At 69.7% G+C, this 8,037-nt stretch carries 9 protein-coding genes; 8 read left to right on the forward strand and 1 reads right to left on the reverse strand.

Annotated features, from left to right (window positions below; all coding sequences use genetic code 11):
• The 5 genes from AC2VNT_RS03515 to AC2VNT_RS03535 all read left to right on the forward strand — a co-directional run.
• On the forward strand, window positions 1-167 hold a 167-nt coding region (locus tag AC2VNT_RS03515; RefSeq protein WP_486945546.1), incomplete at its 5' end, for a succinate dehydrogenase/fumarate reductase transmembrane subunit.
• Window positions 164-631, forward strand: a complete 468-nt coding sequence (locus tag AC2VNT_RS03520) for a succinate dehydrogenase hydrophobic membrane anchor subunit (RefSeq protein ID WP_486945538.1) — start codon at window positions 164-166, stop codon at window positions 629-631. The genes AC2VNT_RS03515 and AC2VNT_RS03520, both read left to right, overlap by 4 nt.
• A gap of 60 nt (window positions 632-691) precedes the next feature.
• Complete coding sequence (gene sdhA / locus AC2VNT_RS03525; RefSeq protein WP_486945539.1) at window positions 692-2,446, forward strand: succinate dehydrogenase flavoprotein subunit; 1,755 nt, start codon at window positions 692-694, stop codon at window positions 2,444-2,446.
• On the forward strand, window positions 2,446-3,264 hold the full coding sequence (locus AC2VNT_RS03530; RefSeq protein WP_486945540.1) for a succinate dehydrogenase iron-sulfur subunit: 819 nt from the start codon (window positions 2,446-2,448) through the stop codon (window positions 3,262-3,264). The genes sdhA and AC2VNT_RS03530 overlap by 1 nt, the downstream gene beginning before the upstream one ends.
• A gap of 164 nt (window positions 3,265-3,428) precedes the next feature.
• The gene (locus AC2VNT_RS03535) at window positions 3,429-4,220 is read left to right on the forward strand and encodes a phosphatidylethanolamine N-methyltransferase family domain-containing protein (RefSeq protein WP_486945541.1); all 792 of its coding nucleotides are present in this window, start codon (window positions 3,429-3,431) and stop codon (window positions 4,218-4,220) included.
• Between the two features lie 13 nt (window positions 4,221-4,233).
• Here the strand turns inward: AC2VNT_RS03535 and AC2VNT_RS03540 are convergent, their stop codons facing one another.
• Window positions 4,234-4,830 (reverse strand): TetR/AcrR family transcriptional regulator, encoded by a 597-nt coding sequence (locus AC2VNT_RS03540; RefSeq protein ID WP_486945542.1) that lies wholly within the window; start codon window positions 4,828-4,830, stop codon window positions 4,234-4,236.
• A gap of 68 nt (window positions 4,831-4,898) precedes the next feature.
• Here AC2VNT_RS03540 and AC2VNT_RS03545 point away from each other — a divergent pair, with 68 nt between their 5' ends.
• The 3 genes from AC2VNT_RS03545 to AC2VNT_RS03555 form a co-directional block, all read left to right on the forward strand.
• Complete coding sequence (locus tag AC2VNT_RS03545) at window positions 4,899-6,347, forward strand: ABC1 kinase family protein (protein WP_486945543.1); 1,449 nt, start codon at window positions 4,899-4,901, stop codon at window positions 6,345-6,347.
• A complete protein-coding gene (locus tag AC2VNT_RS03550; protein ID WP_486945544.1) occupies window positions 6,344-7,543 on the forward strand; it encodes a cytochrome P450 in 1,200 nt (399 codons plus the stop codon). Before AC2VNT_RS03545 ends, AC2VNT_RS03550 begins: the two co-directional genes overlap by 4 nt.
• A gap of 3 nt (window positions 7,544-7,546) precedes the next feature.
• Window positions 7,547-8,037: NAD-dependent epimerase/dehydratase family protein (locus AC2VNT_RS03555; RefSeq protein ID WP_486945545.1), on the forward strand; the 491-nt coding region annotated here is incomplete at its 3' end.

The raw sequence follows: 8,037 nt of genomic DNA on the forward strand, positions 1-8,037 counted from the left end.
ACGGCATCCGGGTGATCCTGATCGACTTCTGGTGGCAGGGCTGCCGGTACCAGAAGGTGATGCTGTGGACGGTCTGCGTCGTCTGGCTGCTGGTGATGGTGCCGGTCGCGGTGGTGCTCGGCACGCACATGGCCGAACACTTCGGATGGATCGGGCAGACCCGATGAGCACCCCGGATCTGCAGCTGGGCCGCGGCCAGGTCGCACCGGTCGTCGCGCCGGATCGAGACCGCCCGGCCAACCTGGGCAACCCACGCTCCCCGCACCGGCACTCCGGCATGCCCAACTTCGAGAAGTACACCTGGATCTTCATGCGCTTCTCCGGGATCGTGCTGGTCTTCCTGGTGCTCGGCCACCTGTTCATCATGCTGATGTGGCAGAACGGCGTGTACCGGATCGACTTCAACTACGTGGCCGAGCGCTGGCATTCGCCGTTCTGGCAGGGCTGGGACCTGACCTTGCTGTGGCTCGCCGAGCTGCACGGCGGTAACGGGCTGCGAACCATCATCGGCGACTACACCCGCTCCGACCGCAGCCGATTCTGGCTGATGAGCCTGCTGGTGGTCTCGATGATCTTCACGCTGGCACTGGGTAGCTACGTGCTGATGACCTTCGACGCCAACATCTCCTGAGCGTGCAACAACCGGAAAATGCAGTAACCGCAGAAATCGTAGTGAACAGGTGACAGCCCGTTGATACAGCAACATCGATACGACGTGGTGATCGTCGGCGCCGGCGGCGCCGGGATGCGGGCAGCGATCGAGGCAGCCCCCCGAGCCCGCACCGCGGTGCTCACCAAGCTCTACCCCACCCGCAGCCACACCGGCGCGGCGCAGGGCGGGATGTGCGCCGCCCTGGCCAACGTCGAGGACGACAACTGGGAGTGGCACGCCTACGACACCATCAAGGGCGGTGACTACCTCTCCGATCAGGACTCGGTGGAGATCATGGCCAAGGAGGCCATCGACGCGGTGCTGGACCTGGAGAACATGGGGATGCCGTTCTCCCGGACGCCGGAGGGCCGCATCGACCAGCGCCGGTTCGGCGGGCACACCCGCGACCACGGCAAGGCTCCGGTCCGCCGGTCCTGCTACGCGGCCGACCGCACCGGCCACATGATCCTGCAGACCCTCTACCAGAACTGCATCAAGCACGAGGTCGAGTTCTTCAACGAGTTCTACGTGCTGGACCTGTCGCTCACCGAGACCCCGACCGGGCCGGTGGCCACCGGGGTGGTGGCCTACGAGCTGGCCACCGGCGCCATCCACGTCTTCCACGCCAAGGCGGTGGTGATCGCCACCGGCGGCTCCGGGCGGATGTACAAGACCACCTCCAACGCGCACACGCTGACCGGCGACGGGATGGGTGTGGTGTTCCGCAAGGGACTTCCGCTGGAGGACATGGAGTTCCACCAGTTCCACCCGACGGGTCTGGCTGGGCTCGGCATTCTCATCTCGGAGGCCGTGCGCGGTGAGGGCGGCCGGCTGCTCAACGGCGACGGCGAGCGGTTCATGGAGCGCTACGCGCCGACGATCGTCGACCTGGCGCCGCGCGACATCGTCGCCCGCTCGATGGTGCTGGAGGTGCTCGAGGGCCGCGGCGCCGGGCCGAACAAGGACTACGTCTACATCGACGTGCGCCACCTCGGCGCGAAGGTGCTCGAGGAGAAGCTGCCCGACATCACCGAGTTCGCCCGCACCTACCTCGGCGTCGACCCGGTCACCGAGCTGGTACCGGTCTACCCGACCTGCCACTACGTCATGGGCGGCATCCCGACCACGGTCACCGGGCAGGTGCTGCGCAACAACACCGCCACCGTCCCCGGGCTGTACGCCGCCGGCGAGTGCGCCTGCGTGTCGGTGCACGGCGCCAACCGGCTGGGCACCAACTCACTGTTGGACATCAACGTGTTCGGCCGCCGCGCCGGGATCGCCGCCGCCGAATACGCCAATGAGCACGACTTCGTCGAGATGCCGGAGAACCCGTCGGAGATGGTGGTCAACTGGGTCTCCGACATCCTCTCCGAGCACGGCAACGAGCGAGTCGCCGACATCCGCGGCGCGCTGCAGCAGTCGATGGACGCCAACGCCGCCGTGTTCCGCACCGAGGAGACGCTGAAGCAGGCACTGAAGGACATCCACGCCCTCAAGGAACGGTATTCCCGGATCTCGGTGCACGACAAGGGGAAGCGGTTCAATAGCGACCTGCTGGAGGCGATCGAGCTGGGCTTCCTGCTGGAGTTGGCCGAGGTCACCGTCGTCGGCGCGCTGAACCGCAAGGAGTCGCGCGGCGGCCATGCCCGCGAGGACTACCCGAACCGGGACGACACCAACTACCTGCGCCACACCATGGCCTACAAACAGGGCAAAGAGCTGCTCTCCGACATCCGGCTGGACTACAAGCCGGTGGTGCAGACCCGCTACGAACCCAAGGAACGGAAGTACTGATGGCCCCCTCGCTAATCGGTTCACCCCTCCCGGTCGTCGACGGCCCGCAGGACGGTGACCCGCCGCTGCCCCCGGTACCCGACGGCGCGCACCTGGTCACCCTCAAGATCGCCCGGTACAACCCGGAGAACCCGGACCAGTACGCCGCCACCGGCGGCTGGCAGAGCTTCCGGGTGCCCTGCCTGCCCAGTGACCGGGTGCTCAACCTACTGATCTACGTCAAGAGCTACCTGGACGGCTCGCTGACCTTCCGCCGGTCCTGCGCGCACGGGGTGTGCGGCTCGGATGCGGTTCGGATCGACGGCCACAACCGGCTGGCCTGCAAGACCCTGATGCGCGACCTGCTGCCCAAGACGCCGGGCAAGGAGATCACCCTCACCATCGAGCCGATCAAGGGGCTGCCGGTGGAGAAGGACCTGGTGGTGGATCAGGAGCCGTTCTTCGCCGCCTACCGGGCGATCAAGCCGTACCTGATCACCACCGGCAACCAGCCGACCAAGGAACGCATCCAGAGCCACCACGACCGGCTGCGCTACGACGACACCACCAAGTGCATCCTGTGCGCGATCTGCACCACCAGCTGCCCGGTGTACTGGTCGGAGGGCACCTACTTCGGCCCGGCCGCGATCGTCAACGCCCATCGGTTCATCTTCGACAGCCGCGACGAGGGCGCCGCCGAGCGGTTGGACATCCTTAACGAGGTGGACGGGGTGTGGCGCTGCCGCACGACGTTCAACTGCACCGAGGCCTGCCCGCGTGGCATCGAGGTGACCAAGGCGATCCAGGAGGTCAAGCGGTCGCTGATGTTCGCCCGCTGAGCCCGCTCCTTTTGCCGCGAGTCCTTCTGCCGCGAGCAGACGCTATTGCCCCCATTTCCGGCCCGGGGTGGGGGCTTTCACGTCTGCTCGCTCAGCGCGCCTCCCGAACCACTCAGTGAGATGCGCACCCGAGCGCAGTCCCGCTGCGTGATAGACCACAAGGTATGCACTGGTACACCGGTAACACGGCCTATGACTCCGTCCTGACCGCGGCGTTCGTCTTCGCCGCATTGGTCATCGTCGGCGGCTTCTTCGGCCAGAGCTCCTACGGGCGCTTCTCGTCGGGCAAGCGCGGCATCAACTTGAACCCGAAGTTCGGGTGGTGGCTGATGGAGATTCCGGCGACGGCGGTGTTCCTGGTCAGCTACCTGGGCGGGCCGGACCGGTTGGCGCCGGCGCCGCTGGTGCTGGCCGGCATCTGGGCGCTGCACTACGCCAACCGCGGCTGGTTCTTCCCGCTGGCCATCCGCCAGATTTCCGGCAAGCGCAGCACCTTCAACCTCTCGGTCGTGCTGCTGGGCATGCTGGTCACGTCGATGCACGGCTACCTCAACGGGGCCCTGTTCAGCCACGACTATCTCGGCCGGTACGGCACCGGCTGGCTGACCGACCCGCGCTTCCTGGTCGGCCTGGCGATCTACCTGTGCGGGTTCGCGCTCCTAGTCAACTCCGAGTCGATCGTGCGGAACCTGCGCGACCGGACCAACCCGGGCACCACCGAGTATCGGATTCCCTACGGCGGCGGCTACCGCTTCGTCACCAGCCCGACCTACCTCGGCGAACTGATCGCCTGGTCCGGCTTCGCGATCTTGACCTGGGCGCTGCCCGGCGTCGTCATCCTGCTGATCACCGCCGGCAACCTGGTCCCTCGGGCACTGGACACCCACCGGTGGTATCAGCAGAAGTTCGCCGAGTACCCCAGCGACCGCAAGGCGCTGATCCCGTACCTGCTGTGACCGGGACGCGCAGTCAGCCGGCCGGCGCCGCGATCCGCGCCGCCAGCATCGCCGTCCACTCGGCCAGGTAGTCCTCGTCGGCGGTCTCGGTCGCCGACGCGTGGAACAGGATCCGGGTGACGCGCTTGCCCAGCAAGGCGTCGACGCCGACGGCGGCGATCGCGTGCGCGTCGGTTTCGGTCAGCTGCGGCGCCCAGCCGGCGATCCAGCCGGCGAGTTCGGCGTGCAGCCCGTCCACCAGCGCCGCGTAGGCGTCGCCCAGCCGGGCCGACTGGTCGGCCGGGGTACGGGCGGCGACCTGCAGCAGCTGACTCTCGTCGTCGAGGACGGCGAGCAGGTACCGGCCCAGCAGGGTCAGCTCGGTGCCCAGGTCACCCAGGCCGGCGAAGAGCGTCCGGATGTCGCGCATCGCACCGCGACGGTCGAGCTGCCGGTCGATGCCGGCGGCCAGCAGCTGCTCCTTCGACTTGAAGTGGTGGTACAGCGCCCCCGAACCGGGCGCCAGCCCGGCGGCGGCCTCGATCTGGGCGACGCTGGTCGCCCGGTACCCCTGCCGGCTGAACAGCCGCATCGCCTCGCTGACCAGCCGGTCTCGGGTCGTCGCCGCCATTGACCATCCCAAAGTGATCACTTAGTGTTGTCAAGTAGTCACTTTAGCAGCGGTCCAAGGGGGCAGCAATGACCGACGCCAGGCCACCGGTCCCTCGGGGACGAGTGCGGCGGACCATGCCACTGGCCGGGTTCACCGCCCGGGCCGCCGGTGGGCGGGTGGTCGCCGCGCTGCGGGAGAAGACCGGCAACGGGGGCGCGGTCGGGCGGTTCCACGAACGCACCGCCGAGCGCTACGCCGAGCTGCTCGGACACTCCAAGGGCGTGCTGATGAAGGCCGGGCAGATGTTCTCCCTGGTCGACGCCGGCACCGTGGGCGACGGTGAGCTCTCCCCGTACCAGCGGGCGCTGAGCCGGCTGCAGGCCGATGCCCCGCCGATGGCTCCCGCACTGGCCCGGCACGTCGTCGAAGCCGACCTCGGCCGGCCGGTCGGGCAGGTCTTCGCCGAGTTCGCCGACGAGCCGATGGCCGCGGCGTCGATCGGGCAGGTGCACCGCGCGGTGCTGCCGGACCGGCGTCAGGTGGCGGTGAAGATCCAGTATCCCGGCGTGGCCGAGGCGATCCGCGCCGACCTGGCCAACACCGAGTTGTTGACCACGGTGTTCCGGTTCGCCTCGGCGGCCACCGGGCCGCTGCCCGACCTGCGCCAGGCCGCCCGGGAGATCTCAGCGCGGATCTCCGAGGAGGTCGACTACCGGCACGAGGCGGCCAACATCACCGCGTTCGCCACGCTCTACCGCGACCACCCGTTCATCGTGATGCCGGAGGTGATCCCGCAGGCGTCCGGTGACCGCGTGCTGACCATGACGTATCTGGACGGGCTGGATTTCGCCGCGGCACAACACGCCGACCAGGACCTGAAGGACACCTGGGCCGAGGTGATCTGCCGGATGACGGCCGGCTGCTACCGGGTCGCGAACCTGATGCACGCCGACCCGCATCCGGGCAACTACCGGTTCATGGCCGACGGCCGGGTGGGGTTCCTCGATTTCGGTTGCGTCATCGTGCTGCCGGAGCTCGCCCGGTTCCAGATGGTCACGATGATGCGGGCCGCGATCGAGGGCCGCAAGGCCGACCTGTGGGCGCTGATGGCCGAAAGTGGCTATTTCGCACCGGATTCCAGCTTGACCGCCGAAGACACCTACCGGTGGTGGATCGCGTCGATCAGCGAGATGGTCAGCCCGCAGCCGTTCACCTACACCCGGGAGAGCATCGACCGGGTCACCCAGTCGCTGTTCGACGTGCGCCCGGCCGACCACCCGCTGCGCCGGATGTCCGCCCCACCCGCGTTCGTGTTCTTCCCCCGGCTCGCCGTCTCGATGAACGCGGTCTTTGCGGCGCTGGGCGCGACGCTGTACACCCGGGCCATCGTCGACGACATGGACGGGGTCGCCGAGCCGGTCACCGAGCTGGGCAAGCAGCACGTCGCCTGGATCCGTCAGCGCGGCCTGCCGTTCGGGATGGACCCGCGCCGCGACGATGCAGAGCGCAGCGATGCTGAGGAGCGGCGCCGATGAGCCCTGCGACGCTCCCTGACCTGACCGCCCCTCGGCTGCCGTGGGAGGCCGCCGACCCGTACCCGTTCTACGAGGCCCGCCGCCGCGACGGCGGGGCCGCCGGGGTGATCTGGGACGACACCGCGCGGGCCTGGCTGGTGCTGGGCCACCAGGCGGCCCGTGAGGTGCTGGGCGGTACCGGCTGGACCAGCGACCCGTCGGCGAACCCGGCCACCCGCGCCGCGATGGACCCGGTCAACGCCGAGTTCTCCCGGCGCTCCATGCTGTTCACCGACGGCCCGGTGCACCAGCGGCTGCGCGGGTCGGTGCGCGACGTGTTCACCCGGTCGTTCATCACCGGGCTGGAAGACGGGGTGGAGACGATCGCGGCCGGGGTGGTCGACGCAGCGGCGGCCGGCGCCGTCGTCGACTTCGTGACCGAGATCGCGCTGCCGCTGCCGATCGCGGTGATCGGCGAGTGGCTGGGCCTGGGGCCGGAGAGTCTGCGGCTGCTGCAGGAGACATCGCCGGCGATCATCGCGATGCTGGGCACACTGGCCGACACGCACGACGTTCGGGCCGGGGCCGCCGCGGCGGCGGCGCTGACCACCGAGTTCCTGCCGCTGGCCGCCGACCGGCGCGCCCACCCGGGCGACGACCTGATCAGCTTCATCGCCGCCGATCCCGCCCTGGAGCTCGACGACGTCGTCGCCACCGCGGTGCTGCTGGCGGTCGCCGGCCACGAGACCACCGCCAACCTGCTCGGCGCCAGCCTGATCCGGCTGCTCGAACCCGGCCCGGACGGCACCCGGCCGGCCGAGGAGATCGAGGTCGACGACGCCGTGGTCACCGAGTTGCTGCGGCTGGACGCACCCGCGCAGGCGGCGGCGCGGGTCGCCACCGAGGACCACCGGATCGGCGGGGTGACGATCGCCGCCGGCGATTCGGTGCTGGTAGTGATCGCCGCCGCCAACCGCGACCCGGCCGCCTACCCCGAGCCGGACCGGTTCCGGCCGGGACGCGGCGGGCCGGCGCCGCTGACCTTCGGGCACGGCGAGCACTACTGCCTGGGCTCGGCGCTGGCCCGGCTGGAGATCATCGTGGCGCTGCGCCGGGTGCTGGCCCGCCGGCCCGCACCGGCCGGTCCGGTGCGCTGGCGGGACACCCCGGCCATCCGCGGGCCGCTGCACGTCCCGATCGTCTTCGGCTCGGCCTGACCGATGCGGGTCTTCGTCACCGGCGGTACCGGCGCGATCGGCGGGCACGCGGTGCCCGCCCTGGTCCGGGCCGGACACGCGGTGTCGGCCCTGGCCCGCAGTGCCGCCAAGGCCGGTGTTCTGGAAAGCCAGGGCGCCACAGCGGTGTCGGTCTCGCTCTTCGACCGGCGGGCGCTGGCCGCGGCGTTCGCCGGGCACGACGCCGTGGTCAACCTGGCCACGGCGATGCCGTCGACCGCGGCGTTCATCTTCCGGTCGGCGTGGCGGAGAGGCGACCGGGTGCGCGGCGAGGGGGCGGCGACGGTGACGGCCGCCGCGCTGGACGCCGGGGTCCCCCGGCTGATCCAGGAGTCCGTCGTCATGTTCTACGCCGACGCCGGCTCCGACTGGATCGACGAGAACCACCCGGTGGATCGCTATCCGATCAGCCGGGGCAACCACGCGGCCGAAGCCAGTGCGCGGCGCTTCGCCGATACGGGCGGCTGCGCCACCGT

It is taken from the genome of Mycobacterium sp. TH-M15, from assembly GCF_057473705.1.

Excerpts from the sequence above, each read along its gene's own strand:
- AC2VNT_RS03530 (WP_486945540.1), top strand. The coding sequence starts at position 2,446 with ATGGCCCCCTCGCTAATCGGTTCACCCCTCCCGGTCGTCGACGGCCCG.
- AC2VNT_RS03550 (WP_486945544.1), top strand. The coding sequence starts at position 6,344 with ATGAGCCCTGCGACGCTCCCTGACCTGACCGCCCCTCGGCTGCCGTGG.
- AC2VNT_RS03545 (WP_486945543.1), top strand. The coding sequence starts at position 4,899 with ATGACCGACGCCAGGCCACCGGTCCCTCGGGGACGAGTGCGGCGGACC.
- AC2VNT_RS03535 (WP_486945541.1), top strand. The coding sequence starts at position 3,429 with ATGCACTGGTACACCGGTAACACGGCCTATGACTCCGTCCTGACCGCG.
- AC2VNT_RS03520 (WP_486945538.1), top strand. The coding sequence starts at position 164 with ATGAGCACCCCGGATCTGCAGCTGGGCCGCGGCCAGGTCGCACCGGTC.
- AC2VNT_RS03540 (WP_486945542.1), bottom strand. The coding sequence starts at position 4,830 with ATGGCGGCGACGACCCGAGACCGGCTGGTCAGCGAGGCGATGCGGCTG.